This window comes from Clostridium oryzae, from assembly GCF_002029235.1.
GTDB classification, from domain to species: domain Bacteria; phylum Bacillota; class Clostridia; order Clostridiales; family Clostridiaceae; genus Clostridium_AE; species Clostridium_AE oryzae.
The window spans coordinates 36,500-62,095 of sequence record NZ_MZGV01000011.1; the positions used below are offsets into that span (position 1 = coordinate 36,500).

Genomic DNA, 25,596 nt, shown 5'->3' on the forward strand with positions numbered 1-25,596 from the left:
AGAGACACTTTATTAAAAGCATCTCCTAAATATATTAAGCTAAAAATTGTATACTTGAATTTATTATTTCATACTTATATAATTCACTATTAGTAAAAGGATTATTATTTGCTATAAAATCTGCTTCCTCAAGATTTCTCGCTCTAAACACCATAGTACCGCCATCTTTGTTTAGCATGCCAGCGCAATAAAGAAATTTAGTAAAATTACTATTTCCCTTTGATGTATGTAGTTCTTGTTTCAACAGTTTCTTTCTACTAGAATTTTTATAATTTATTTTAACGTATATATCTTGTTTGTTATTCATAAACATCACCTTCTTTATATTTATATAATATCGAACATTTGTTCTTATGTCAATCATTTATTTTGTGAAAAATGAAATGTTGTGGCACTACGGAGATTGATCCGTTCATTAAGCACTTGTAACATAAATTTCTAAGTATAATTAATTAAAAGGGGGTTTTTATTATGCTATTAGTTTGTATCGGCGATAGCCTTACATTTGGATATGGTGTTAATTCAGAAAATTGCTGGGTTAGTCTATTAAACAATTCTATAGATTTGAAGATAAAAAATAAAGGCGTTAATGGTAATACAACCGCTGCTATGCTTGATAGATTTTATGATGATGTTATATTACAAAAAGCTAGTCATGTTATCATTTTGGGCGGTACCAATGACTTTATTCTAAATCTCAAAGAACAATATGTATTAGAAAATATAAAACTGATGTGTGCTGAAGCTATAAAAAATAAAATAACGCCTATATTAGCCTCTCCTATACCAGTGGAGAGATATTTGGCTTCAAAGTGTTGGTCTTCTACATTAAATTACTTCGACATAAACAAACATTTATATTCCCTTAGTCAAAGTTTGAGGCAGCTGTCTATAGATAAAAATTTAATAATGGCAGATCTCTTTTCATCTTATGTAAGCTTTTCCAGTAATTCCAGTCTATATACTGACGGAATTCATCCTAATGAACTTGGCCACAAATTAATAAAGGACACTTTCCTTAGTTGCCTTAAGAGTTAAAAAGGATACCAGCGAAAACTTTTCACTGGTACCCTAATTATAAAAGCTTACATTTTGTTGTATTCCTGAAGCAGTTTATCAAATTCTTTTCCTGGTCCAACGGCTTCAAATTCTCTAAAACCATTAGCATCAACAGTCTTATAAGCATAAGCTTCATCGGAGTTTTCTGGTCCAGCAATTATATAGTGATTACTACCTATATTAAGTTCTTCTAGAATCTGAAGTTTCTCTATTTTCCCAGATTCCATCTCCACCGAAATAGATTTATCTGAGTTATATTTTGCTTTCATATTCTTGAACCATCCTTTTAACCATTTCTCCGCCTACGGAACCATTTTCGCGTGAGGTCAACTCGCCCTTGTCTATTGACTCATAGTTTGTTAGTCCTAATTCGCTAGCTATTTCAGCTTTGAATTTTTCTAATCCTGCTTTAGCCTGTGGAACAAGAATCCTATTTCCTCTTCTGCTCATTTTGATTCCTCCCCTTGTTTATAGACTTTGCTGCAAATGCTACCTTGCATCTGCATTATTATTATATACCCTTTTAAAATCTATAAACTATAAAAATAAATCCACTATATGAAGCTGCTGCTTTATATTATTGGGTTTTCATAAAATGGTTTTATTTTGATTTAAAATCCTTATATAAAAGACTAGGCTGAATACCTGTGTTATTTTGGTATTTTCCGCTGTTATATGTATCATAATCTCCATGTATATCATGATAATATATCTGACATATATCAACATAAGGATATATAATTATAGGCTGTACGCAAAAAATCTCAAGTGTCCAATATCCTTTAAACCCAACATCACCAAAACCAGCTGTAACATGTATAAACATCCCCAGTCTTCCAATAGACGATCTTCCTTCAAGCATTGGTACATAATTATTAGTTTCAGTATATTCTACTGTCCTGCCAAGGTAAAGTTTATTAGTCTCTAATTTCAACCCTTCCTCAGGAATTATGATTTTTTTGTATTTATTTTTCTTTTTCATGTCTAAAATATCTTCATCATATACTAACAATTCATTGTGAAGCTTTAAATTGTAACTATTAGGATTTAACTGTTCTTTGCTAAATGGTTCTATGATTATATCTTTACCTAATTCTTTCTCTATCTCACGTCCTGATAATATCATGATTACTACCTCCGCTTACCTATACTCTATAATTTCTGAATTGTAGTTCTTTATTTAGTCAGCGAAATAAACTTATCTATGTCTTCATATATACTTTGAAGTGATTTTCTCCAAAAGTTTATATCATTAAGATCTATATTTACAAGTTTAGCTACATCCGAAAGATTATTCTTGCCTGTTGCTGCTAAAAGCTCATCATATTTTTCAACGAATGCATCGCCGCTCTTTACATATTCAGCGTATAAACCCTTTGAAAACAGTTGTCCAAACGCATATGGAAAGTTATAGAAATTTGTATCTGCATAGTAATAATGCGGTTTACATACCCACATGGATTTATGAAGATAATTTGGATCAAGTCCATCTCCATATGACTGAAGTTGAGCTTTTAACATTATATCATTAAGTTCAGATGCAGAAAGAGAACTATCTCTTCTTTTCTCAAACACTTCAGTCTCGAAGAGAAACCTACTATATATATCAACTATTACTTGTGCACAATCACTTATCTCTGTTTCAAATATAAGTATTGCCTCTTCCTTTGAAGCATCCTTTAATGCAGCTTTTTTTATTATAGTCTCACAAAATGTTGATGCTGTTTCTGCTATAGGCATGGGATAATCGCTGTTTAGTATATTTTCATTTTTAAGACATTCACCATGATATCCGTGACCGAGCTCATGTGCCATTGTAACTACATCAGTAAATTGATTACCATAGTTAAGCATAAATCTGCTTTCTCCGATGGCATTTATGTTTTCGCAGAAAGCTCCCCCGACTTTGCCTTCTCTTGGATATACATCAATCCAATTATTAGCTATAGCTTTGTGAGCAAAATCTGCAAGTCTATCACTGAAGGTTCTAAAGTTATTCTCAACGAATTTTTGACCTTGTTCATAATCAAATTTTTTATCACTGCTGCCTATAGGAGCAAACAAATCATAAAATGGAAGTCCATTCTTATATCCTAACAATTCAGCTTTCTTCTTGAAATATTTCCTGAACTCAGGAAGACTTTCCTTTATTGCTTCAATCATAACTTCAAGAGTCTTTTTATCCATTCTAGAATCTATCAAAGTCTTCTCTAATGGTGATTCATAGCCTTTTAACTTACTTGTTGTTATTACCTCTCCTTTTATACCATTTAGGCAAGCAGCTACAGTATCCTCTATTTTACTATAGGATTTCATCTCTGCTTCATACGCTGTTTTTCTCACATCTGCTCTTTCATCATATGCCATATTTCTAACTACAGTAAGTGGCAATTGCTGCATTTTTCCATCAAGTTCTATATCCACCATAAGATTAGATGTTTCTAAATCCTTAAGTTTAGACCAAGCCGTTGAGCCTGTACTCTTCATTTTGGCTATTATGCCTTCTTCTCTATCAGAAAGAAGATATTTACTTCTATGAGCCAACTCATTTATATGGAAACTAAACTCTTTAAGCTTATCCGAAGAATTAGCTACTTCTTGAAGATTATCAATCTCTCCTATCCATCTCCAAAGTTTAGCATCTTGTTCAGCTTTTCCTGCCGTTATATTCTGTATAACTTCAAGGTTTTTCGCTGCTGATGAATTCTTGGTATCTACACTCAGAGTAAGTTCAGAATAATACTTTAATTTTGTATATAGTATCTCACCCTTAGTTTCTATATCTATAAGTTGTTCTAATTTTTTATTTATATCCTTCTTATTCTCTGAAATACTATCTACCCATTTTTTATATTCATCGATATAATTTTCATATGACTTCAAGTCCTCTTTGAATTCTTTGCTGTCAAAGGAAGGGTAAAGTTCCTTTAAACTCCATTTTATTTCCATATATGCTACCTCCAATTTTTTTATATATACTTAATTAAAAATACTACCATATTCTATACACGTTTTTAATGGTTCCAATTCATCATCGGTTTCTATATATTCCTTAAAATCTGGATATATACTAACAGATTTCTTTAAATCCTTTATTGCACAACTATAAAGACCCAAATGGACATAAAAACAAGCTCTATTGTAGTATAAGAATCCCTCACTGGGATTATTAGCTATTCCCTCGCTTATTGTTTTTATAGCCTTTTTATATTCCTTTCTTTCCTTATACATTACTGAAAGGTTTAAATAAGCATATGTATAGTTGTTATTCTGAGTTATAGAAGCTTTATAATACCTTTCAGCTTCCTGTTCCTTATCAATCTTACTGCAGACTACTGCCATGTCAAAAAGTGCCATATAGTTCTTATCATCTATAGATAAAGCTTTTTCAAACATTTTGTAAGCTTCTTCATAATTACCTTTTTCTTCATACACCGAACCAAGATTTATATTTCCCCAAAGATCATTTGGATTAAGTTCAATAACTTTTTTTAAATATAATTCTCCTTTTTCATACTCCCCTAAGTTAAGGTAAGCCATAGCAGCAAAAAAATATGCTATTGTATATTCGCTATTTATGCTTATTGCCTTTTCATAATATGCTGTTGCATTCATGTAATCCATTTTATTATCATAGATTGTTCCAATGCCATAATATGCTCTGCTGTCCTCAGGATCATACTTCAAAACCTTTTTAAACATTTCTTCTGCCTTATCACTATCCCCTAACTCATCATAAAGTATTGCCATATCTATAAAGATTTCACAATCTACATCATCTTGTAAGCAGAAACAAGCCTTTTCATACATTTCCATAGCTCTTTCCAGCTTACCCTGTTTATAAAATATTTGAGCTAATGACTTAAAGTTATCTATCTTATATGTATTTTTTTTCACAAAATCATCCTTTCAAAAATAAGAAAACTAAAACACTTAGTTAAAAATTATCAATGAAATTCATACATCCAAATTTTTTCATTATTTCTTTACTATTATACCATAAATCCGACATTTCACGCTTTGATATACTTTATTTTACCTTATACAGCAATGAATACATGTCTGTTTATTATTGATAAATATATCTGCAGATGTTATACTCTTTACAAGTGTATATACACTTGTAAATCAAATAGATGGAAGTGATTATAATGAATATTACAGATAAAATAACTGAATTAAAGGAACAGAAAAATGCCTTAATACTTGCTCATTATTATCAGCGTCCAGAAGTACAAGAAATAGCTGATTATGTTGGTGACTCATATTATCTTAGTAAAGTAGCTAAGGATTCACCTAATAAAATGATAATATTTTGTGGAGTAAAATTCATGGCTGAAAGTGCAAAGATTCTTTCACCTAATAAAACAGTACTATTACCAGCTTCAGATGCTGGGTGTCCTATGGCTGATATGGCCAGCAGCGAACCATTAGCAGCACTCAAAAAACAGCATCCAGATGCTGCTGTTGTATGCTATATAAATTCAACAGCTGAAGTTAAAGCTGAATGTGACGTGTGCGTTACCTCTTCAAATGCATTATCTATAATAAGAAAACTGCCTAATAAAAAAATAATTTTCCTTCCTGATAAAAATCTGGGAGAATTTATTGCAAAACAAATACCTGAGAAAGAATTTATTCTTTGGAATGGATTTTGCATAACTCATAAGAAGGTTACACCTGACAGTATAAAAGAACTTAAAGCTATAAAGAAAGATGCCTTAGTACTAACACATCCTGAGTGTGAAAGTGCTGTAAGGGATTTATCAGATTTTATAGGCAGTACTGGTGAAATAATTAGCTATGCAAAAAAATCAAAAGCCAGCGATTTTATAATTGTTACTGAGCAGGGTGTTCTGCACCAATTAAAAAAGGAAAATCCAGATAAGAATTTTTATGTACCTGGTAACACAATGACATGCATAAACATGAAAAAGACATGCCTTGAAGACATATATGAATGTTTAAAATATGAATCAAATAGCATAGAATTAGATGAAGAGCTAAGACTTAAAGCCTTGACTTCTCTCGAAAACATGCACAAATATGTGGGGTGATTATAATGGATATAAATTCAGATGTCCTAATAGTGGGAACAGGAGCCGCAGCTCTTTACTGCAGCCTCAACTTAAGAAAAGATTTAGATGTAGTAATGCTTTGCAAAAGTTCTATTACAGAAAGCAATTCTTATCTTGCTCAAGGCGGAATTGCTACAGCGTTGAATGATAATGATATTAAACCGTTTATGGAAGACACACTAACAGCAGGCAATAATAAAAATGATTTGTCTGCTGTTAAAATCCTTTGCAGCGAATCCAGAGAAGTTATCTCTTCATTAATTGATTTAGACGTTCCGTTTAACAGAGATAGTTCAACTGGAAACATCTTATATACTCGTGAAGGCGCTCACCGCATCAATAGAATAGTATACTGTGAAGACAGTACTGGTAAGAGTGTAGTAGAAACTCTATTGCAGCACGTTAAGAAGAGAAAAAATATAACAATTTATGATTATACAACAGTTATAGATTTACTATGCAAAAATGACAATTGTACAGGTATTGTAGCATTTAACCAAAGCGGCAAGCAAATAAATTTTTACGCAAAAACTGTTATACTTGCCTGCGGCGGCATTGGCGGCCTTTTTAAAAATTCCACAAATCAGCGAACCATAACCGGCGATGGATTATTTATGGCTTTGAAACATAATATAAAACTAAAGGATATTCAATATATTCAATTTCATCCTACTGCTTTATATGAAGAAAATCCTCAAAGCCGAAGATTTTTAATTTCTGAATCTGTACGAGGTGAAGGCGGAAAACTCTATAATGTAAAAGGAAAACGCTTTGTGAACGAACTTCTTCCACGAGATGTAGTTGCAAAAGCTATAAATGAGCAAATATCAAAATACAAATGTCCTTATGTTTTTCTTGACGTATCTTTTCTAAATAAGGATTTCCTTTTAAAGAGATTTCCTCTTATCAATAGCGAGTGTAAAAAACGCGGAATAGATATAACTAAAGATATGATTCCTGTATCTCCTGCTCAGCATTATTTCATGGGTGGAATTGACGTAGATAAATGCTCAAAAACTTCAATGAATAATTTATACGCTGTTGGTGAAGCATCCTGTACAGGAGTTCACGGCAGCAACAGACTTGCTAGCAATTCTTTGCTGGAGGGCTTAGTATTCTCCAAAAGAGCTGCTGGGGATATAAATAATAAAATAGATAATATTAATATAGATACTAGTAATTCTGCAGTGATTTCGGAAACCTTACCTCAGTTATCAGTAAAACAGCAGAATTTAGTTATTAAAGAATTAGAAAAAAGGTGTGATTTCTTAAATGATGAATTTTTTATTTCCAGACCAAGTTCTCCTAGATGCTCTGAAAGAAGATATTCCATGGTTTGATATAACAAGCACGTATATAGTAGGTAAAGACTCTGAATGTACAGCTGAACTATTAGCTAAAGAAACCGGTATTGCAGCAGGTCTCGATGTCTTTGGCAGAGTTTTTGAATTGCTTGGCGGGGTAACTGTAACTTTCTTAAAAAAAGATGGCGATTTAGTTACTCCCGGCGAAAAAATCGCATTGTTAAGCGGGAATACATTAAATATACTTCAGGGTGAAAGAACAGCTCTTAACTTTTTACAAAGAATGAGCGGGATAGCTACACTTACTCGTAAATTTGTAAATGTGCTTGAAGGAAGCAAAGCTAAACTGCTAGATACAAGAAAAACTACTCCCGGCCTTAGAATATTTGAGAAATATGCAGTAAAAGTAGGCGGCGGCGAAAATCATCGTTTCGGTTTATCTGATGGTATTTTGATTAAAGATAATCATATAGGCGCTGCAGGCGGGATAAAAAATGCAATAGAGATAATTAGAAAAAATACTGGTTATGGTAAAAAGATAGAAATTGAAGTAGAAAATATGAGTATGGTAAAAGAAGCTGTAGCTATGAAAGCCGATATAATAATGCTGGACAACATGAGTGTTCCTCTAATTAAGGAAGCTGTAGATTTTATAGACAAAAGAGCCATAACAGAGTGCTCAGGTAATGTAAATATCGATACAATTTCACAGATTGCTGCCACAGGAATTGATTATATATCTGTTGGTGAATTGACACATTCAGCAAGAATACTGGATTTTTCGCTAAAAAATCTAGTAAAAATAAATGAGGCATAGGGGAGTGTATGTATATACGCCCTACGCTTTGTTTTACTAAATTGTTGTTGAACGTAAAATGAGTATTGTGTACAAGCATTATTATTGAATTATCCGGGAGCTTGTACATAATACTCGTTTTTATGTAACAACATTTTAGTAAAACATTTGAGCAGGCAGTACATTCTATAAACACCTTAACCTCTTTAGCTGCAGCAAATTACAAAACAAGCTGGAGTTTAGCAAATGCAAACTCCAGCTTATTATTATAATTTCTTTACTTCTACTTTGCCTTCCTGCAATTCCAATAATACATGATCTCCGCTGCCAATTTTGTTTGTCAAGAAAGCATCAGTAATAGAATCCTCGATGTACTTCTGTATCGTTCTTCTTAATGGTCTTGCTCCATACTTTGAATCATAGCCTTTTTCAAGTATAAGCTTCTTCACATCTTCGGAAAAATCTATGGTTATGTTCTTGTTCAAAACTTCATCAGCTACTTCTTTAAGCATAAGATCAATAATCTTATAAAGCTGATCTTTATCTAGCTTTTTAAATATTATTATGTCATCAACTCTATTTAAGAATTCTGGTTTAAAGGTTTCTTTAAGTGCTTCTTTAACACCACTTTCAACTTCATCGTAACCTTCCTGAGCAAAACCTATGCCGTAGGATTTAAAATTAGTGCCAGCGTTAGAAGTCATTATTATAACTGTATTTTCAAAATACACAGTACGTCCCTGATTATCTGTAAGCCTTCCATCTTCGAGAATCTGAAGCAACATGTTAAACACATCTGGGTGAGCTTTCTCTATTTCATCAAGCAAAATAACTGAATATGGCTTTCTTCTTACCTTTTCAGTAAGCTGCCCTCCTTCATCATATCCTACATATCCCGGAGGCGCTCCGATAAGCTTTGATACTGTATGTTTCTCCATATACTCTGACATATCCATTCGTATCAGAGCATCCTCTGTACCAAACATTTCTGATGATAATGCCCTTGCTAATTCCGTTTTTCCAACTCCTGTAGGTCCAACAAATATAAAAGATGACGGTTTCTTCTTTTTTCTAAAACCAAGCCTATTCCTTCTTATGGCCTTAGAAAGATTTGTAACTGCCTCGTCCTGTCCTATTACTCTCGTATGAAGTCTGGTTTCCAAATTAAGAAGTCTCTTAGCCTCGTCCTCAGTAACCTTCTGAACAGGTATCTTAGTCCATGCCTCTATAACATAGGCTATGTCATCTACTGTAAGTGCTACTTCTAAACTTTCACTCTCTATTGTTCTGATTCTATCCTCTATTCTGCATTGTTCAACTTTATACGCTGCCGCTTTCTCAAAATTATTTTCTTCAGCTACATCTTTTATCTTTTTCTCTACTTCCGTTAGTTCTTCTCTAAGAGATTTTAGTTCTACAAGTCCTTTATTTTTTAGATTAGCTCTTGAACTTGCTTCATCTATTACATCTATAGCCTTATCTGGAAGATATCTATCTGTTATATATCTAGCGGATAAATTAACTGCAGCATCTATTACTTCATCTTCTATTCTGACCTTATGGTAGTCCTCATAGTAACTTTTAATGCCTTTTAGTATCTCTATCGAGTCACCAATGCTAGGCTCTTCTACTATTATAGGCTGGAATCTTCTCTCTAAAGCTGAATCTTTCTCAATATACTTTCTATATTCATCTAGAGTAGTAGCACCTATTATCTGTATCTCTCCTCTTGCTAATGCTGGTTTTAAAATATTAGCAGCATTGAGTGCTCCACCTTGTGCTTCTCCAGCTCCTATAATGTTATGAACCTCATCAATTACTAAAATTACATTGCCAAGTTCTTTTGCTTCATCTATTATGGCTTTCATTCTTCCTTCAAATTGTCCCCTGAATTGAGTTCCTGCAACTACTGCTGTTAAATCCAGCAAATACACCTCAGCATCAAACAATTTTTCAGGCACTTGTTTTTCAGATATTCTAACAGCTAATCCCTCTGCTATTGCAGTTTTACCTACTCCAGGCTCACCAATTAACATTGGATTATTTTTCATTCTTCTATTTAATATCTGTATAACTCTATCAATTTCTCTATTTCTTCCTATTACTTTATCAACTTTACCTTCTTGAGCCTTCTTAGTTAAGTTAATACCAAACTTATCAAGATTTTTCCTTTTTGTTCTCTGTTTATCATGCTTTGCTTTCTTTTCAGTAAAATCATTAAAATTAAAATTCTGAGTAGGATTACTCTCTTTTTCTAGGCTCTTTATTTCTTCTTTACCTGAATCTTTTTCTGGAGTAGAAGAATCATTAAATATGTTCATCATACTATTATTAATGATATCCTCCATATCTCCGTCCTGTATCATAGAGTTCATCTGTTCACTTAAATTCTCAAGTTCCTCAGGTGATATACCCGACTGCTGCATCAACTGATCAACTACCGGAAGTCCCATTTTCTTAGCACATTCAAGACATATACCCTGTGATTCAGTCTTTCCATCCTCTATTTTAGTTGTAAATATAACCGCTATATTTTTATGACATATTGAACATTTCTTCATTATTAACCTCTCCATTTAACCATTATATTGATAATGTAAAAGTCCCCCGCTGCATCTATCTATACTAAGAAAATAAACATACTTTCTAGCCATGATATGCTATAAGAACTTCATTAATTCATATAGTAATTATTATACCTTATTTTTTTACTTTCGCCATAGTTCCTTTACTTTTTACACATTGTACATCTTAATTATATAGTCACATTACTAGTATACCATAACAGCAGCAAATCTCACATAAATTTTTTTATAACAAAACCTGAAAAATTATTCAAAAAATTAGTATAATAACACATAATAGTGTGGAAATTAAGATAAAAAGATAGTATAATATACAGAAATTCATAATTATTTATAGGGTTTATAAATTTGCATAAAAAACCCTATAAGAATGTATATACAGATAAAGCTAATGTTTCCAACAAATAAAATCTAGGAGGTTTTTTATGCGTGCAGTTATAACCGTAATTGGTAAGGATACAAAAGGGATAATAGCTGGTGTAAGCACAGAACTCGCAGATTGCGAAATAAATATACTCGATATAAGCCAGACTATTCTTCAAGAATATTTTACAATGATAATGCTTGTTGATTTAGAAGGTATGAACGTAACTTTTGATGAACTTCTTAAAAGATTGGATAAAAGAAGTAAACAGTTTGGAGTTTCAATCAAAGCACAGCACGAAGATATATTTAATTCCATGCATGAAATATAGGAGGCTTTATAAATGAATATCAACAAGATTACTCAAACTATTGAAATGATTGAAAAAGAGAAGCTTGATGTGCGAACTATAACCATGGGAATCTCTTTATTAGATTGTTGTGATAGTGATGGAAAAGCTGCTAGAGATAAAATATATGAAAAAATAACAAGGAAAGCTGAAAATTTAGTTAAAACCGGCGAAGATATAGAAAAAGAGTTTGGTATTCCAATAATACACAAAAGAATCTCAGTAACTCCAATATCGCTGATAGGCGGTGCAAGTTCTGATACAAATTATGTTGAATTCGCTAAAATACTCGACAAAGCCGCAAAAACTGTTGGAGTTAATTTTGTAGGAGGATTCTCTGCTTTAGTTCATAAGGGATATAGTAAAGGCGATAGAATCCTTATAGATTCTATACCAGAAGCATTGAGTGAAACAGACCTAGTATGTTCTTCTGTAAACATAGGCTCAACCAGATCCGGCATAAACATGAACGCAGTAAAACAGATGGGACATATAATAAAATCTACAGCGGAGCTTACTAAAAATGCTGATGGTATTGGCTGTGCAAAGTTCGTTGTATTTGCAAACGCTGTGGAAGATAATCCATTTATGGCAGGTGCTTTTCACGGTGTAGGCGAAGCTGATTGCGTAATAAATGTCGGTGTCAGCGGACCTGGTGTCGTAAAATGCGCATTAGAGAAAGTTAAAGGTGCTACCTTTGATGTTGTAGCTGAAACCATTAAGAAAACCTCATTTAAAATAACAAGGATGGGGCAGCTGGTTGCTAATGAAGCATCTAAGAGACTTGATATTCCTTTCGGAATAGTTGACCTGTCATTGGCTCCTACTCCGTTTGTAGGTGACAGTGTTGCTCATATTCTTGAAGAAATGGGACTTGAAAGCTGCGGTACTCATGGTACAACTGCAGCATTAGCATTACTAAATGATGCTGTTAAAAAAGGCGGAGTTATGGCCTGCAGTCACGTAGGAGGATTAAGTGGAGCATTCATACCTGTAAGCGAAGATATAGGAATGATCAACGCTGTGGAAAAAGGTGCTCTTTCAATTGATAAACTAGAAGCTATGACTTGCGTTTGTTCTGTAGGATTAGATATGATTGCTATTCCCGGTGATACACCAGCTGCTACTATTTCTGCTATGATAGCCGATGAGGCAGCCATAGGTGTCATTAACAATAAGACTACTGCTATAAGAGTTATTCCAGTTCCAGGAAAAGGTGTAGGCGATTCTGTAGAATTCGGAGGACTTCTAGGAAGAGCTCCTATAATGGCTGTAAATGGTTTTTCAAGCGAAGAGTTTATTAACAGAGGCGGAAGGATTCCAGCACCAATACATTCTTTTAAAAACTAATCACCGCTTAGATAGGATTATATCATTTGCATATAACTATTGACTAATTATAGATTAATCATTAATATAAATATGTACTCTTTAAATTACTATGGAGGAAATTATTATGAATACTATTATCAGAAAGGAATTAAATAGCGATTTATTTTTTTACTTTAGCTGGGGCTATTATTATTTTAGCGCTGGTCTTTGGTCATACAATAAAAAAGCTATTCTTTCTGATGAGTTTATAAAGCCTTAATATATATGCAGCAAGTTATATATGTTTTTCAAGAAGACTCATTCGAGTCTTCTTTTTTTATTCGTCAGTTGTACCACTTTTAAATATTTTTAGTTGAACATGCAAGAAATTATAAATAAAGGATGGGGGATATTAAAAATGGTAATTGTAATTAACAAAAACACACCACAAGAGAAAATAAGTATTCTAGTAAAGCAAATTGAGAAAAGAAACATAACTGTACACGTAAGTAATGGGGTTGCTTACTGTGTCTTAGGGCTTATTGGTAACACGTCCAATATAGATTCACATAGTTTTGAAGCATACGATTTTGTTGAAAAAGTAATCTCAGTCAAAGAACCTTTTAAAATGGTCAACAGACTTTTTCACCCTGAGGACTCTATAGTAAATATTGATGGAAAGACTATAGGCGGAGAGAAATTGGCTATTATAGCCGGACCTTGCTCTGTGGAAAATGAAGAACAGATAGTATCAATTGCAAAATCAGTTAAAAAGAGTGGTGCCGCATTTCTTCGAGGAGGTGCTTTCAAACCTAGAACTTCTCCCTATAGTTTCCAAGGTTTAAAACAAGAGGGGTTAGACCTTTTGCTTAAAGCTAAAGCCGCTACTGGACTTCCTATAGTTACAGAAATAATGTCTATAAGCATGTTGGATAGATTTGTACAGGATGTAGATATGATACAAGTAGGAGCCAGAAACATGCAGAATTTTGAGTTATTAAAGGAATTAGGTAAAACTAATAAACCAATTTTATTAAAAAGAGGACTAAGTGCCACTATACAAGAATGGCTTATGTCTGCTGAATATATAATGTCTGAAGGAAACGAAAATATAATTCTTTGCGAAAGAGGTATTCGCACATTTGAAACATATACTAGAAATACATTAGACTTAAGCGCAGTACTAGCCGCTAAGAAATTAAGCCACCTCCCTGTTGTTGTAGATCCTAGCCATGCTGCCGGTATGTGGTGGATGGTAGAAGCGTTATCAAAGGCGGCTGTAGCAGTAGGCGCTGATGGTTTAATAATAGAAGTGCATAATGATCCAGAAAATGCATTAAGTGACGGTGAACAATCTATAAAGCCTGAACGTTTTGACTCACTAGTAAAAGAATTAAAAAGCATTGCTTCTATAAATAGTAAAGCTATATAATAAAGAAATATTAGCTTCGTTAAAAAAATGTTCACAGTTCCACCATAATTGTGCCATATAAACTTTCTAAAATATGAATCATACTAAACAATATTTTAGGAGGTAATTTATGAGAAGAAATAAGCTATACATAACAGCACTAATGTTACTGGTATGTGGTTTTATAACTGTAATGCTGCCATCTTGCACAAAGAAAAGTAATAATACAGCTGTAACAAACAGCACACAAACTACTGAAAATGGTCAACAGCTTGGAGGCCCTGATATGGGAAATATGAAAGAACAGATACAACAAGGTATAGATGATCTTGTTTCCGCAGGAACGATAACTAAAAAACAAGGTAAAAAAATCGTTTCGGCATTAACTTCACAGATGAATAATGGTCAAAGACCTAGCAAGCCGTCCAGTAATAGTAAAAAGCCTAGCGGAAGTAAACCTTCGGGAAATTCGCCAAAGAACAGTGCTTTAAGTAAACTTGTTAAAGATAAAGTTATTACTCAAAAACAGGCTGATGCAGTACAAAAGAAAATATTCAGCAGTTTCAAAGGCGGCCAGGGTGCCCCTTCTCAAGATCAAAACAGCAACAGTGATCAGCAGAGCTAAGTACAGTTAATAAATAAATTGCGAACCAATAAAGTTGATTAGATGAAAATAATATTTAGTAGTTAGTGTATGCTTTAAATAGATAAGAGAAAAGAGTAAAGAGTAAAGAGTAGAGAGAAAAGTGAAGGAAGAAATTCTGCTGTGCAGAATTTCTGAGAATTTAAATCTGATTACCGGCAAATAACTTTCTAAAAACTAAGACTATACCTAGTATTACAAAAAAATTATCTAAATAATTAAGAGTCTCTATACGATCAAAATTCAGCTCAGCTGAATTTTAACCTTCACTTTACTCTTTTCTCTTTACTCTTTACTCTCACACCTATTTAATGCACTTTCTCTAAACTATTCCGTCTAGCGCATTTAGTTCGCAATATATTTACATTGAGATTTTTTAATATTCAACCCCTTTTCTAGCTGTAACTCCTTCATTCATGTAATGCTTTATATCTTTCATCTCTGTAATTAAATCAGCTTTCTTAGCTATGGCTTCAGGCACATTCCTGCCAGTAAGCACTAATTCCATTGTTAGCGGCTTTTTTTCTATAAGCTCTAAAACCTGAGTTTCTGTTAAAAGCTTGTTTGTTATAGCCCCCATAATCTCATCAAGTATTAAAATATCACATTTTTCATTTTCTATAACCTGTTGAACAAATTCATAAGCCTTTTGCACTTCTTTCTTTAATTCAGTTTTCTCTTCATCATTCAAAGTCCAAAAGAATCCTCTCTTTTTCTCAAATCGAAAAACTTTTATATTGTCCGCCAGTTTTTTTATAGCTTCAACTTCACCTGTAGGACTTGTTTTTAGAAATTGAACTATATATACTTTCATTCCATCTCCTACTGCCCTTATGGCAAGTCCAAAAGCCGCTGTAGTTTTACCTTTTCCATTGCCTGTATAAACCTGAACATATCCTCTTTCCATATCACTCACTCCTTACTATTTGTCAAGTGCCAGGCACTTGACAAATGCTTGGCAAAATTAATATATAATAAACGGTGCACCGCTTACAGGACTTTTTATAATTTCAACATCTATGTTATATATCTTTTTTATAAGTTTCTTCTTCATAATCTGTTCTGGACATCCCTGCTCTATAATATGCCCTTTTTTAACAAATATCATATGATCACTGAAGTATGATGCCAGATTTAAATCATGAAGCACAGCTATTATAAGTTTATGTTGCTTTATTTCTCTGAATATATTCAAAAATTCCAGCTGGTATTGTAAGTCTAGATGTGCTGTAGGCTCATCCAAAAGTATTATGTCTGTCTGCTGAGTCAAAGCTCTTGCTGCAGTTACTCGCTGCACCTCTCCTCCGCTGAGTTCTGTAATAAGTTTATCCTTCAAAATCCAAGTATTTGTCATTTCCATAGCTTCTTTTACAATTGCTTCATCTTGACTGTTATAGTCCTCAAACCTGTGTTTATATGGAGTTCTCCCCATCATTACTACATCGTATACTGTGAACTCATATTCTATATTTGAATTTTGAGGTACCACAGTAACACGTCTTGCCAGTTCTTTACTCTTAAATTTAATAATGTCTGTACCATTTATGTAAACACAACTGCTCTTAGCCGATAGTATCCCTGATATATTTTTTATAAGTGTAGTTTTACCTGAACCATTAGGTCCAAGTATTGAATATAGCTTTCCCTTCTCGAAATTTAATGTGACGTCATTTAATATATTCTCGTTATCATATGAAAAATTAAGATTACTAATAACTATAGGATAGTTCAAGCCAATCACCCTTTTCTGTTTTTGGATAGAAGATATAGAAAATACGGTGAGCCTAAAAGTGCAGTGATTGCTCCTACAGGCAGTTCTGCAGGTGCTGCTACTGTTCTTGCTAAGGTGTCTGCAAGCAAAAGAAAAATAGCTCCCCCTAAAGCAGAAAACAAAATTAAAGTCTTATTGTCCGGACCCAGTATAAGTCTTAAAATATGCGGTATTATTAGGCCAACAAAGCCTATTATGCCGCAAAAAGCAACAGCTGCAGCCACCATTAGTGAAGATATGATTATAATAAGTTTCTTTACATGCTCTATGTTTACTCCCAGCGTCTTTGCAGTTTCTTCACCAGTAAGCATTATATTTAAATCTCTAGAAAATATCAAAGTTATCAACGTTCCTATTATTATAAAGGGTGCTGCCATTGCTATTTCATTTGCGCTCGCTGCATTAAAGCTTCCCATTGACCAAAATACAATCTGCTGCAGTTCTTCACGGCTAAATACCATTATTATCGATATTATTGAAGATATCATAAAATTTACGGCTATACCCGAAAGCAGCAGCTTCGTAACTGGGAGAGACCGCCCAACTTTAGCGATATTATATACAAGAAGTGTTGTAAGAACAGCACCTAAAAAAGCAAATATAGTTATAGTACTTACTTGCCACTGATTTCCTCCTATATGCAGTACTATTCCAATAGCTGCACCGAGAGCAGCTCCTGATGATATCCCAAGTATATATGGATCCGCCATGGGATTTTTAAATACAGCCTGAAAGCTTGTTCCGACCACTGCTAAACCCATACCAACGATACTTGCCATAATAATTCTAGGCATTCTTACCTTGAATATTATGACTGTCATCGTATATGGTATCTTTGCATGAAGCATGTTTCCTATAAAAGGGATGGCTTTAAATAGTGTATAAAAAGCATCCTTTATGCTTATATCTGCAGCCCCTAATGAAATAGATAACCCCAAGATAAAAACATATGCAATAATCATTATTATGAAAAGCCCAACCCTTTTTTTCTTCATTGTAACTACCTCTTCTATTTAAATAAATCTGGATGCAAAAGCTTTGCCATCTCTTCAAGACCATCTGCAATTCTTGGTCCCTGCCTATCCAGAAGATTATTATCTATTTCTAATACCTTTCCCTTTGCTACAGCCTTTAATTTTTTATAACCATCAGCTTTTATAAATTGTGCTTTTGTATTGTACATTTTTGACACGATAACTATATCAGGATTTTTCTGTATAAGTTTTTCCTTGCTGTAAGCCCAGCCTTTAGCGTCTTTTGCTATGTTCTCTCCGCCTGCCATATTAATCATTTGTGCTATAAAGGTTTCTCCTGTAGCAGTATAGTCTCCGCTCTTTCCAAAGCTAATAACATAATAAACAGTTGGTTTCTTAGCATCTTTTATCTTATCAACTATAGAATTAACTTTAGTTTTCATTCCAGCTACGAGTTCAGCTGCTTTTTTCTTAGCATTGAGAATTTTTCCTATGGTATCTATACCATTATACACCCCATTAAAATCATTGGCATCATATATAACAACTACTTTTATTCCAAGATCCTTAAGTTTTTTCTCTACAGCAGCCTTAAAATGAGTAGCTGCTATTACCACTTCAGGTTTAAGTGCTATTATCTTTTCAACATTAGGATCAGTGATTGAACCAATATCCTGAACCTTTTTAGCCTTCTTTGGATAATCACAATAACTGCTTCTTCCCACAAGCTCATCACCTTTGCCAAGAGCGAATACTGTTTCTGTTATACTTGGCGCTACAGAAACCACCCTTTTAGGTTCTTTATCTATGGTAACCTCATCTCCGTTTGAATCTTTGACAGTAAGTGGATAAGTTGTTTTAGTCTCTGTTTTAGCCTCGTTCTTGATGTCTTTATTTTTTGTTTTTGCAGCACATCCTCCAAACGCCATTATGATTGTCATTATTAATAAAAATATTATACTTCTTTTTAGTAATTTCATTATATATCGCATCCTTTCAATTGCATTTTTACAAATTCGCTTTTCTAAGTACATTTATAAGTTTATTATTGTCACTTCTGCTTTTCACAGCCAGTCTTATAAAATATTTATCAAGTTTTCTATAGTTATCACATTTTCTTATCAGAATATGCTCTTTCAAACAGTAATTAAACATCTGCTCTGCAGTTATATTATTAAGCTTGCATAAAAGGAAATTTGCTCTGCCGTCATATACTTTAGAAATGGCAGGTAGCTGTACAAGCTGCCTTTTAAGATATTCCCTTTCGTCTTTATTCGCATTAATACTCTTTCGAATATACTCTGAATCTCTATAAATATGTTCTGCTGTTGTCTCTGCAAAGCTATTTACAGTCCAAGGTAACTGCCTTTCCCTTATTTTATCAGCTAAACCTTCATTGGCAGTTATCCCATACCCAAGCCTTATCCCAGGAAGAGCAAAGAACTTGGTTACAGCCCTTATAAGCAAAAGACACTCGTATCTGCTGCTCTCATGAATAAAGCTAGTCTTCTCGTCACCCACAAATTCAATAAATGCCTCATCAATTATGATGGTTTTATCATTCTTATCACAATAGTCTATAATCTCCATAAACTTTTCTTTATCTATAATAAAACCATTAGGATTATTGGGATTCCCGATTAGCAGTGCTTCACAGGTTTTGAGCCTTTCTAATATATCTTCATAATCAAAGGTCATATCGTCTTTTAATTCACTATAAGTTACCTGACAGCCATGTATATGTGCACATCTCTCATATTCGCTGAAGGATGGAACTACTATGCACATACTTTTAAACAGTGAAACAGCCAGATCTATTATCTCAGCAGCTCCATTTCCTGGTATAATCTTAAGCTTATCGTTATCTATATGAAGATAATCGGCTATAGTCTTTTTTAATCTTCTATATTCTATATCCGGGTATCTAGTTATGCTCTTCATTGCTTCTTTTACAGCACTTTCAAGTGACTTAGGTGTACCTAGAAAATTAATATTCGCACTGAAATCAAGTATTTTATTACCCTTAAGCAGACCCTCCGTGTATATGTCGCCTCCATGCTGTGTATAAGTCTTTTCATTCATTTATCCTCACCCCTACATAACAAGAAATATAGCTGCTATTATTACAAGAAATAATACCTCTGCCCCAAACATAAGTCTGTTTGCTTGTTCTATATGAGAAATTTGAAGTTCATATATTTTATCACCCATGGTAGGTTTCTCAACGAGTTCACCAAAGTATATGTTGTTTCCGCCAAGCATTATCTTCATTGCCCCAGCTGCTGCAGCCTCAGGATATGCACAGTTAGGACTCTTATGATTCTTTCTGTCCCTCAGCATTATTTTGAAACTTCTAACAATATTTCCATTTGTTATAGGTGCACATAAGCAAATTAAAATTCCAGTGAGTCTTGCAGGAACAAAATTAGCAAAGTCATCCGTTTTAGCAGGAAAAAAACCTATATGACGATACTTTTCATTCATATACCCAAGCATCGAATCCATGGTATTTATGCCTTTATAAAGCATAGCAAGCGGTGCTCCACCAATAACAGCATATAACATTGGAGCTATTACACCATCTGAACTATTTTCTGCTACTGTCTCTACGGCAGCTCTTACTATCTCCTTTTCCGGCAAATCACTAGTATCTCTTCCAACAATATAAGAAACATATTTCCGTGCTCCTTTAATATCACCTTCTGCTAGAGCAGTATATACCTTCTTACTTTCTGTATACAGACATCTTGCTGCTATAGTAGTCCATAGAATAAAGATATTTACAATATGAAGTACTGGTTTTATAGTCCAAGTAATATATAAAAGAATAAAGGGCACGCCAAAGCTTAGAATGCAGATTAAAAGCACTATGAGTGCTCCCAATACTTTAAGCTGCTTCTGATTTTCAGCCTTTGCTCTAAATTTCTTCTCCAGCATATTTATCATTCTTCCTATGTAAATAATCGGATGCGGAAACCAATAGGGATCACCTAATATAAAATCAATGATAACTGCTGCAACTAAATCCATTGTATTAGCTCTAATAAATTCCATCATCGCTTTATCCCCATAAAAGCGTATATACTTTTAATATCAAGACTCTCCCTCACGATATCTGCGAGCTTATCAAGTTCTCTATCTCTCACAGTTTCGTATACAGGTGATATTTCAAGAGCCATGCCCTTTTGTTTTCTTATTTTATTTAAGAGCATATTTCTTAAATTAGGGCTGTCCAATATACCATGTATATATGTTCCTATCACGTTTCCTTTTTCATTTACAGCACCTTCAGCTTCACTGACGTTTTCACCATTTTTTTCGACTATTGTTGCCAATGGTTTTACGCTCTCTGAACTGCTTTTCCCCATATGAATCTCGTAACCATATACCTGACCTTTTACTCCATTAAAATTTAATACTGCCTTTACTCTGGTCATAGTTTTCTCTGTTTCAAGTTCTGTAGTTATAGGCAGCAGTCCCATTCCTTCCACTTCACCCTTGTCTGTTTCTACATGATATGGATCTTTTATTCTCTGCCCTAGCATCTGATATCCTCCGCAGATACCAAGCAGGATACCTTTTCTGCTGTAATCTATTATCCTCTTCTCCAATCCAGCCTTTCTTATTGTAACAAGGTCGTCTATAGTGTTTTTGCTTCCCGGAATTATCAAAAGATCAGGCTCGCCAAACTCTTCTCTGCTGGTTATGAACCTTACACTTACATCCTTCTCACACTTTAAAGCATCCACATCTGTAAAATTAGATATATGAGGCAGCATTACAACAGCTGCATCTATCGGTGCAGTCTTATTCTTTTTTATCTCAGCTACTGCACCATCCTCATCTTCCAACAGTAAATTAAAATATGGTACTACTCCAAGGCAAGGTTTTTTTATGATATCATACAGCATATCAAGTCCAGGACTAAGTAAATTAATATCTCCTCTGAATTTGTTTATTATCGTTCCTTTTACTCTATCCCTTTCCTCAGGTGTAAGAAGCAGCAGTGTACCCGCCAAAGCAGCAAATACTCCTCCCTTATCTATGTCACCCACAAGCAGTACTGGTGCATCTACAAGTTCGGCCATTCCCATATTAACAATGTCATGACTGCGAAGATTTATTTCCGCTGGGCTTCCTGCCCCCTCCATTACTACAATATCAAAGTTCTTCTCAATTTTTTCAAAGTCATTTTTAAGCATTTCTTGAAAAGTTTCCTTTATATCGGTGTATTCCTGAGCAGTTTTGTTATCATAAACCTTACCATTTAAAATTATCTGACATTTCATATCTGAAGTCGGTTTTAATAGGATAGGATTCATAAAAGCTTCAGGTTCCAATCCAGCTGCATAGGCTTGAAGCACCTGAGCTCTTCCCATCTCTTTTCCATCTAAAGTGATATAGGAATTTAAGGACATATTTTGCGATTTATAAGGGCATACTGAATAGCCGTCCTGTTTAAAGATTCTGCATAAGGCTGCAGTTATGAGGCTTTTCCCTACAGATGAGGCTGTACCTTGAATCATTATTTTGCTCATGTACTATTTCTCCCCCCTTTTAAATAATTAATAAAAATTAAAAAAGCAGTGTACCTTAAAGGTAACACTGCCATTAGAATATCAAATATAACAGCATCCAAATTACAAACATCTGCTGCTGCAATACAAAACCTCTAATAACTTTCCCTCCGAAAGCGTACTTAGAATTTTTATTAGTAGTAAACTAATAAATTACAAGTTTCAGGCAGGTCTCCTGACTTATGATTCATCCTAAGCTTATCCTTCCCCTTAAAAAATAAGAGTGGCACATTATAAGCTTCATCCTCAAATACAGTAGCGGGGGCTGTTACGGATTCATACCGTATTCCCTTTTAATCCTTCACCAAATATGTAAACTCAATGAAAGAACCTTAAAACCCTATTCACTTTTGATTACGGATTAAGTCTATAATATATAATAGCCTTTGTCAATCAAAAAAATAAGGGGTGAGTGACCTCCGGCGGCTAAAAAATGCCTCCTACGGTCACTCACCCCTTAAACCAACTCTATGCATTTACTCGAACTAAAATCTCAGAAATTCTGCATATCAGAATTTCTTCCTTCACTTTTCTCTCTACTCTTTTCTCTTCAATCACTTTCCTCCTGTCTCTATTTCATTGTATAATATATCTAATTATAAAAACCGAAGCACTAGGAGGAATTCAAATGAAAATATACATAAGTGCAGATATAGAAGGCATAACTGGAACCACTAGCTGGTCAGAAACAGAAAAATCCCTGCCTAATGACTATGACATATTTGCTGATCAGATGACAAACGAAGTAAAAGCTGCCTGTGACGGAGCTATTAAAGCAGGAGCTGCAGACATATTTGTTAAAGACGCACATGATACCGGAAGAAACATTAAACATGATAAACTTCCTGAGATAGCCAAACTTATGAGAGGTTGGAGCGGTCATCCTTTCAGTATGGTATCAGGTCTGGATGAAAGTTTTGATGCTGCTATTTTCATAGGCTATCATTCAGGCGGTTATACTGGCGGCAATCCTCTCGCTCATACGATGAATAATTCAGATGTTAGTTATATAAAAATGAATGGTGAATATACCAGTGAATTTTTGATTCACGCCTATGCAGCAGCTACAGTTGGAGTACCTGTTGTGTTTGTAAGCGGTGATGCTGATCTTTCAAGAGAAATTAAAAAAGTAAATTCTAATATTGAAACATTAGCTGTAAAAGAATGTTCCGGCGGTGCTTCCATTAGTATTCACCCTGATAAAGCTATTTCAATGACGGAAAAACTTGTAACAAATGCACTAAGTAAGGATCTATCAAAATGTTTATTAAAACTTCCTGAAGAGTTTGAAATTGAAATTGCCTACAGAGATCCTGCAAAAGCTAGCAGATTATCCTATTATCCAGGAGTAAAGCAGCTTTCAGGTAATATTCTATATTATAAAACTGAGAACTATTTTGAAGTGCTTAGGATGTTTAATTTTTTGACTTAATTACAAAAGCTGGAGTCAGTGATATATCGCCGATTCCAGCTTTCTTCTCTTCTATGTTCTATCAACTCCTTACTCAACACAACTTGTCAATAAAGTTTCCAATCTCTGCAATTTACCTAATCATCTTTCAAAAATTGTTTATCCATAAATACAGATTTAAAAAATTTCAGATACGAAATAAATAACATTATTGATTTGCCACAATTTAGCCTATAATTTTAGCAATATTTTTATAATCATACTATTATTAGGTTAGTTGCATAAATCTTCATCAAAACATTGACATTTTTAATTGAAAATATTATTATTTTAAAAATAGTCATCAATATAATGTATTAAATGTAATTTCTTAGGAGAAAGGAGTTATGATTTTAACTTTCGAGTATACAGAAACATCATATTTATATGTTAATAATATTTCGGTAGTAGGTTCTTTCCATTGAAAAAGTAATAGCAAAATAAAGTTAAATTATCTCAGAAACAATATGACGCTTTAGTAGATTTTGCTTTTAATACGGGTATAAGACGTTTCAGAAAATCTACACTTGCTAAGGATATAGAAAATGGTAATACATCTTCAGCAACAATGAAAAAAGATTTTACCATGTGGAATCAAATGAACCATAAGAAATCAGAAGGAGTATATAGACGAAAATCAGACGAATGGCAGATATTTAGTAAAGGGGAATACAAAAGAGATTATCCTAAAGCACCTTGGTTATAGTGTAGTATCGTAGATGCAGAAAGTCGAACACATGGAAATCGAGATAACTACTTAAGGAATTTTATTTGAATGGAGGCTTGCATTTCTTATGAAACATCTATCGAAAATATTAATAGTAATAATTTTAACTTTTTTTATTATACCGTGTAATATTAAAGCTGATAATATAAAAGCTTATACTAAATTAGTATCATCGAACAACCAAGTTTTTTATGGTAAATGGTTAATAAAAAAAGTAGCTGCTAGTTCAAGAATTACTGAATATGGAGATAAAGATATAAAAAAAATACTAGGCAGAACAATAACATACCATAAGGATAAAATTGTTTATGGTAAGCATATCTTAAACGATCCACGTTATGAAATAACTAAGGTATCGGAAACAGATTTTTTTTATGGAGGTTACGTTGAATTATCGAAATTAGGTATAAAAAAGAAATGGGTTAAAGAGGTAGATGTATCAACTCATAGTGGTAAAACCTGGTATGCTTTTGGGGATTTATTCTTCATTAAAAATAAGAATACTTTAATTCTTGATTATGGTGGAATCTTTTTTGAACTTATTAGAAAATAGAAACCGAAAGTGTATACAGAATTATATGTTATATTAAGAAAGTTGAGGAAAAATCACATGAAGAAGATATTGACGGTATTCCTTTTGCTAGTTTTAAGCTTTTCAATTATAGACTTTAAATCAAACGCATACGATAAAAACTCTAATATATATTTAAATAAAGTACTAGATTTAAAATTAAAAAGTTCTACATCTAAAAATAAAAAGAGAATTTTTTATGGTACCTGGATAATAAAAAAGGCAATAGCATACGGAAGAGTCACTGCCTATGGAAATAAAGAGATTAAAAAAATGATTGGAAAAAAACTAACATACTTAAGGCATGAAGCAAGCTATGATAATAATGTATTAAAGCAGCCATATTATAAAATTTCGTCTATATCTAGAGATGAATTCTTTTCGTATTCATATACCGATTTATCAAAATTAGGAATAAAGAAAAAATCCATTAAAATGGTAGAAATTTTTACTAATAAGTCCGCCACTCTATCGTGGGATAGCACAGGAAATTATTGTTTTATAAAAAATAAAGATACATTAATCTTATTGGATGGTGGTGTTTATTTTAAACTTGTAAGAAAAAGTAATGAATTTTGAAGGTGCTCAAAACATTTAACTTCTTAACTTAAAGTCTCCATTTAAGT

26 protein-coding genes, 1 pseudogene and 1 riboswitch are annotated in these 25,596 nt (G+C 33.4%); of the genes and pseudogenes, 13 read left to right on the forward strand and 14 right to left on the reverse strand.

What is annotated here, in order from left to right:
• Positions 1 to 34: 34 nt before the first annotated feature.
• The gene (locus CLORY_RS07085; protein ID WP_079422816.1) at positions 35 to 307 is read right to left on the reverse strand and encodes a hypothetical protein; all 273 of its coding nucleotides are present in this window, start codon (positions 305 to 307) and stop codon (positions 35 to 37) included.
• A 164-nt stretch (positions 308 to 471) separates the two neighbouring features.
• Between CLORY_RS07085 and CLORY_RS07090 the strand changes: the two genes are divergently transcribed.
• A complete protein-coding gene (locus CLORY_RS07090) occupies positions 472 to 1,038 on the forward strand; it encodes a GDSL-type esterase/lipase family protein (protein ID WP_079422817.1) in 567 nt (188 codons plus the stop codon).
• 47 nt (positions 1,039 to 1,085) lie between these two features.
• Here the strand turns inward: CLORY_RS07090 and CLORY_RS07095 are convergent, their stop codons facing one another.
• The 5 genes from CLORY_RS07095 to CLORY_RS07115 all read right to left on the reverse strand — a co-directional run bounded on the left by CLORY_RS07095 (position 1,086) and on the right by CLORY_RS07115 (position 4,956).
• The gene (locus CLORY_RS07095; RefSeq protein WP_079422818.1) at positions 1,086 to 1,328 is read right to left on the reverse strand and encodes a hypothetical protein; all 243 of its coding nucleotides are present in this window, start codon (positions 1,326 to 1,328) and stop codon (positions 1,086 to 1,088) included.
• Positions 1,312 to 1,509 carry an alpha/beta-type small acid-soluble spore protein gene (locus CLORY_RS07100; RefSeq protein WP_079422819.1) on the reverse strand — a complete coding sequence of 66 codons (198 nt, stop codon included), beginning with the start codon at positions 1,507 to 1,509 and terminating at the stop codon, positions 1,312 to 1,314. The genes CLORY_RS07095 and CLORY_RS07100 overlap by 17 nt, the downstream gene beginning before the upstream one ends.
• 151 nt (positions 1,510 to 1,660) lie before the next feature.
• Positions 1,661 to 2,185, reverse strand: coding sequence for a dCTP deaminase (dcd, locus tag CLORY_RS07105; RefSeq protein ID WP_079422820.1), 525 nt, complete (start codon positions 2,183 to 2,185; stop codon positions 1,661 to 1,663).
• Positions 2,186 to 2,235: 50 nt separating this feature from the next.
• A complete protein-coding gene (locus CLORY_RS07110; protein WP_079422821.1) occupies positions 2,236 to 4,008 on the reverse strand; it encodes a M3 family oligoendopeptidase in 1,773 nt (590 codons plus the stop codon).
• Between the two features lie 30 nt (positions 4,009 to 4,038).
• Positions 4,039 to 4,956: a tetratricopeptide repeat protein gene (locus tag CLORY_RS07115; protein ID WP_242954361.1), complete on the reverse strand. Its 918-nt coding sequence runs from the start codon at positions 4,954 to 4,956 to the stop codon at positions 4,039 to 4,041.
• A gap of 254 nt (positions 4,957 to 5,210) precedes the next feature.
• Between CLORY_RS07115 and nadA the strand changes: the two genes are divergently transcribed.
• Genes nadA through nadC form a run of 3 tightly spaced genes read left to right on the forward strand, consistent with a single transcriptional unit; the run spans position 5,211 to position 8,258 of the window.
• Positions 5,211 to 6,116, forward strand: coding sequence for a quinolinate synthase NadA (gene nadA / locus CLORY_RS07120; protein WP_079422822.1), 906 nt, complete (start codon positions 5,211 to 5,213; stop codon positions 6,114 to 6,116).
• A gap of 5 nt (positions 6,117 to 6,121) precedes the next feature.
• Positions 6,122 to 7,477, forward strand: coding sequence for an L-aspartate oxidase (locus CLORY_RS07125; protein WP_079422823.1), 1,356 nt, complete (start codon positions 6,122 to 6,124; stop codon positions 7,475 to 7,477).
• Positions 7,413 to 8,258 (forward strand): carboxylating nicotinate-nucleotide diphosphorylase, encoded by an 846-nt coding sequence (gene nadC, locus CLORY_RS07130; protein ID WP_207652178.1) that lies wholly within the window; start codon positions 7,413 to 7,415, stop codon positions 8,256 to 8,258. The genes CLORY_RS07125 and nadC overlap by 65 nt, the downstream gene beginning before the upstream one ends.
• A gap of 245 nt (positions 8,259 to 8,503) precedes the next feature.
• On the opposite strand, the gene CLORY_RS07135 is transcribed toward nadC, so the two are convergent.
• On the reverse strand, positions 8,504 to 10,798 hold the full coding sequence (locus CLORY_RS07135) for an ATP-dependent Clp protease ATP-binding subunit (RefSeq protein ID WP_079422825.1): 2,295 nt from the start codon (positions 10,796 to 10,798) through the stop codon (positions 8,504 to 8,506).
• A 449-nt stretch (positions 10,799 to 11,247) separates the two neighbouring features.
• On the opposite strand from CLORY_RS07135, the gene CLORY_RS07140 reads away from it, so the two are divergent.
• From CLORY_RS07140 to CLORY_RS07155, 5 genes are all read left to right on the forward strand, one after another.
• Complete coding sequence (locus CLORY_RS07140; protein ID WP_079422826.1) at positions 11,248 to 11,517, forward strand: ACT domain-containing protein; 270 nt, start codon at positions 11,248 to 11,250, stop codon at positions 11,515 to 11,517.
• 12 nt (positions 11,518 to 11,529) lie between these two features.
• On the forward strand, positions 11,530 to 12,885 hold the full coding sequence (locus CLORY_RS07145) for a PFL family protein (protein ID WP_079422827.1): 1,356 nt from the start codon (positions 11,530 to 11,532) through the stop codon (positions 12,883 to 12,885).
• 106 nt (positions 12,886 to 12,991) lie between these two features.
• Complete coding sequence (locus CLORY_RS23940) at positions 12,992 to 13,126, forward strand: hypothetical protein (protein WP_278335302.1); 135 nt, start codon at positions 12,992 to 12,994, stop codon at positions 13,124 to 13,126.
• A 138-nt stretch (positions 13,127 to 13,264) separates the two neighbouring features.
• Positions 13,265 to 14,278 carry a 3-deoxy-7-phosphoheptulonate synthase gene (gene aroF, locus CLORY_RS07150; RefSeq protein WP_079422828.1) on the forward strand — a complete coding sequence of 338 codons (1,014 nt, stop codon included), beginning with the start codon at positions 13,265 to 13,267 and terminating at the stop codon, positions 14,276 to 14,278.
• A 109-nt stretch (positions 14,279 to 14,387) separates the two neighbouring features.
• The gene (locus CLORY_RS07155; protein ID WP_079422829.1) at positions 14,388 to 14,882 is read left to right on the forward strand and encodes a hypothetical protein; all 495 of its coding nucleotides are present in this window, start codon (positions 14,388 to 14,390) and stop codon (positions 14,880 to 14,882) included.
• A 394-nt stretch (positions 14,883 to 15,276) separates the two neighbouring features.
• Here CLORY_RS07155 and CLORY_RS07160 read toward each other — a convergent pair whose 3' ends face one another.
• The 7 genes from CLORY_RS07160 to CLORY_RS07190 are packed head-to-tail and all read right to left on the reverse strand — an operon-like array spanning position 15,277 to position 22,183.
• Positions 15,277 to 15,816 (reverse strand): cob(I)yrinic acid a,c-diamide adenosyltransferase, encoded by a 540-nt coding sequence (locus CLORY_RS07160; protein WP_139375985.1) that lies wholly within the window; start codon positions 15,814 to 15,816, stop codon positions 15,277 to 15,279.
• A 48-nt stretch (positions 15,817 to 15,864) separates the two neighbouring features.
• A complete protein-coding gene (locus CLORY_RS07165; RefSeq protein WP_079422831.1) occupies positions 15,865 to 16,632 on the reverse strand; it encodes an ABC transporter ATP-binding protein in 768 nt (255 codons plus the stop codon).
• Between the two features lie 5 nt (positions 16,633 to 16,637).
• Positions 16,638 to 17,666 (reverse strand): FecCD family ABC transporter permease, encoded by a 1,029-nt coding sequence (locus CLORY_RS07170; RefSeq protein ID WP_079422832.1) that lies wholly within the window; start codon positions 17,664 to 17,666, stop codon positions 16,638 to 16,640.
• A gap of 14 nt (positions 17,667 to 17,680) precedes the next feature.
• Positions 17,681 to 18,625: an ABC transporter substrate-binding protein gene (locus CLORY_RS07175; RefSeq protein ID WP_242954363.1), complete on the reverse strand. Its 945-nt coding sequence runs from the start codon at positions 18,623 to 18,625 to the stop codon at positions 17,681 to 17,683.
• Between the two features lie 28 nt (positions 18,626 to 18,653).
• Positions 18,654 to 19,727: a pyridoxal phosphate-dependent aminotransferase gene (locus CLORY_RS07180; protein ID WP_079422833.1), complete on the reverse strand. Its 1,074-nt coding sequence runs from the start codon at positions 19,725 to 19,727 to the stop codon at positions 18,654 to 18,656.
• A 12-nt stretch (positions 19,728 to 19,739) separates the two neighbouring features.
• Positions 19,740 to 20,702: an adenosylcobinamide-phosphate synthase CbiB gene (cbiB, locus tag CLORY_RS07185; protein ID WP_079422834.1), complete on the reverse strand. Its 963-nt coding sequence runs from the start codon at positions 20,700 to 20,702 to the stop codon at positions 19,740 to 19,742.
• Positions 20,699 to 22,183, reverse strand: coding sequence for a cobyric acid synthase (locus tag CLORY_RS07190; RefSeq protein WP_079422835.1), 1,485 nt, complete (start codon positions 22,181 to 22,183; stop codon positions 20,699 to 20,701). The genes cbiB and CLORY_RS07190 overlap by 4 nt, the downstream gene beginning before the upstream one ends.
• Before the next feature lie 187 nt (positions 22,184 to 22,370).
• A riboswitch (cobalamin riboswitch) is annotated at positions 22,371 to 22,572 on the reverse strand.
• 278 nt (positions 22,573 to 22,850) lie between these two features.
• Between CLORY_RS07190 and CLORY_RS07195 the strand changes: the two genes are divergently transcribed.
• From CLORY_RS07195 to CLORY_RS07205, 4 genes and pseudogenes are all read left to right on the forward strand, one after another.
• The gene (locus CLORY_RS07195; protein ID WP_079422836.1) at positions 22,851 to 23,654 is read left to right on the forward strand and encodes a M55 family metallopeptidase; all 804 of its coding nucleotides are present in this window, start codon (positions 22,851 to 22,853) and stop codon (positions 23,652 to 23,654) included.
• A gap of 472 nt (positions 23,655 to 24,126) precedes the next feature.
• A pseudogene (locus tag CLORY_RS24190) lies at positions 24,127 to 24,378 on the forward strand (glycoside hydrolase family protein); the annotation flags it as partial.
• An 88-nt stretch (positions 24,379 to 24,466) separates the two neighbouring features.
• Positions 24,467 to 24,952, forward strand: coding sequence for a hypothetical protein (locus tag CLORY_RS07200; protein WP_079422837.1), 486 nt, complete (start codon positions 24,467 to 24,469; stop codon positions 24,950 to 24,952).
• 57 nt (positions 24,953 to 25,009) lie between these two features.
• Entirely contained in the window at positions 25,010 to 25,549 is a 540-nt protein-coding gene (locus CLORY_RS07205) for a hypothetical protein (protein WP_079422838.1), read from the forward strand.
• Positions 25,550 to 25,596: the final 47 nt, after the last annotated feature.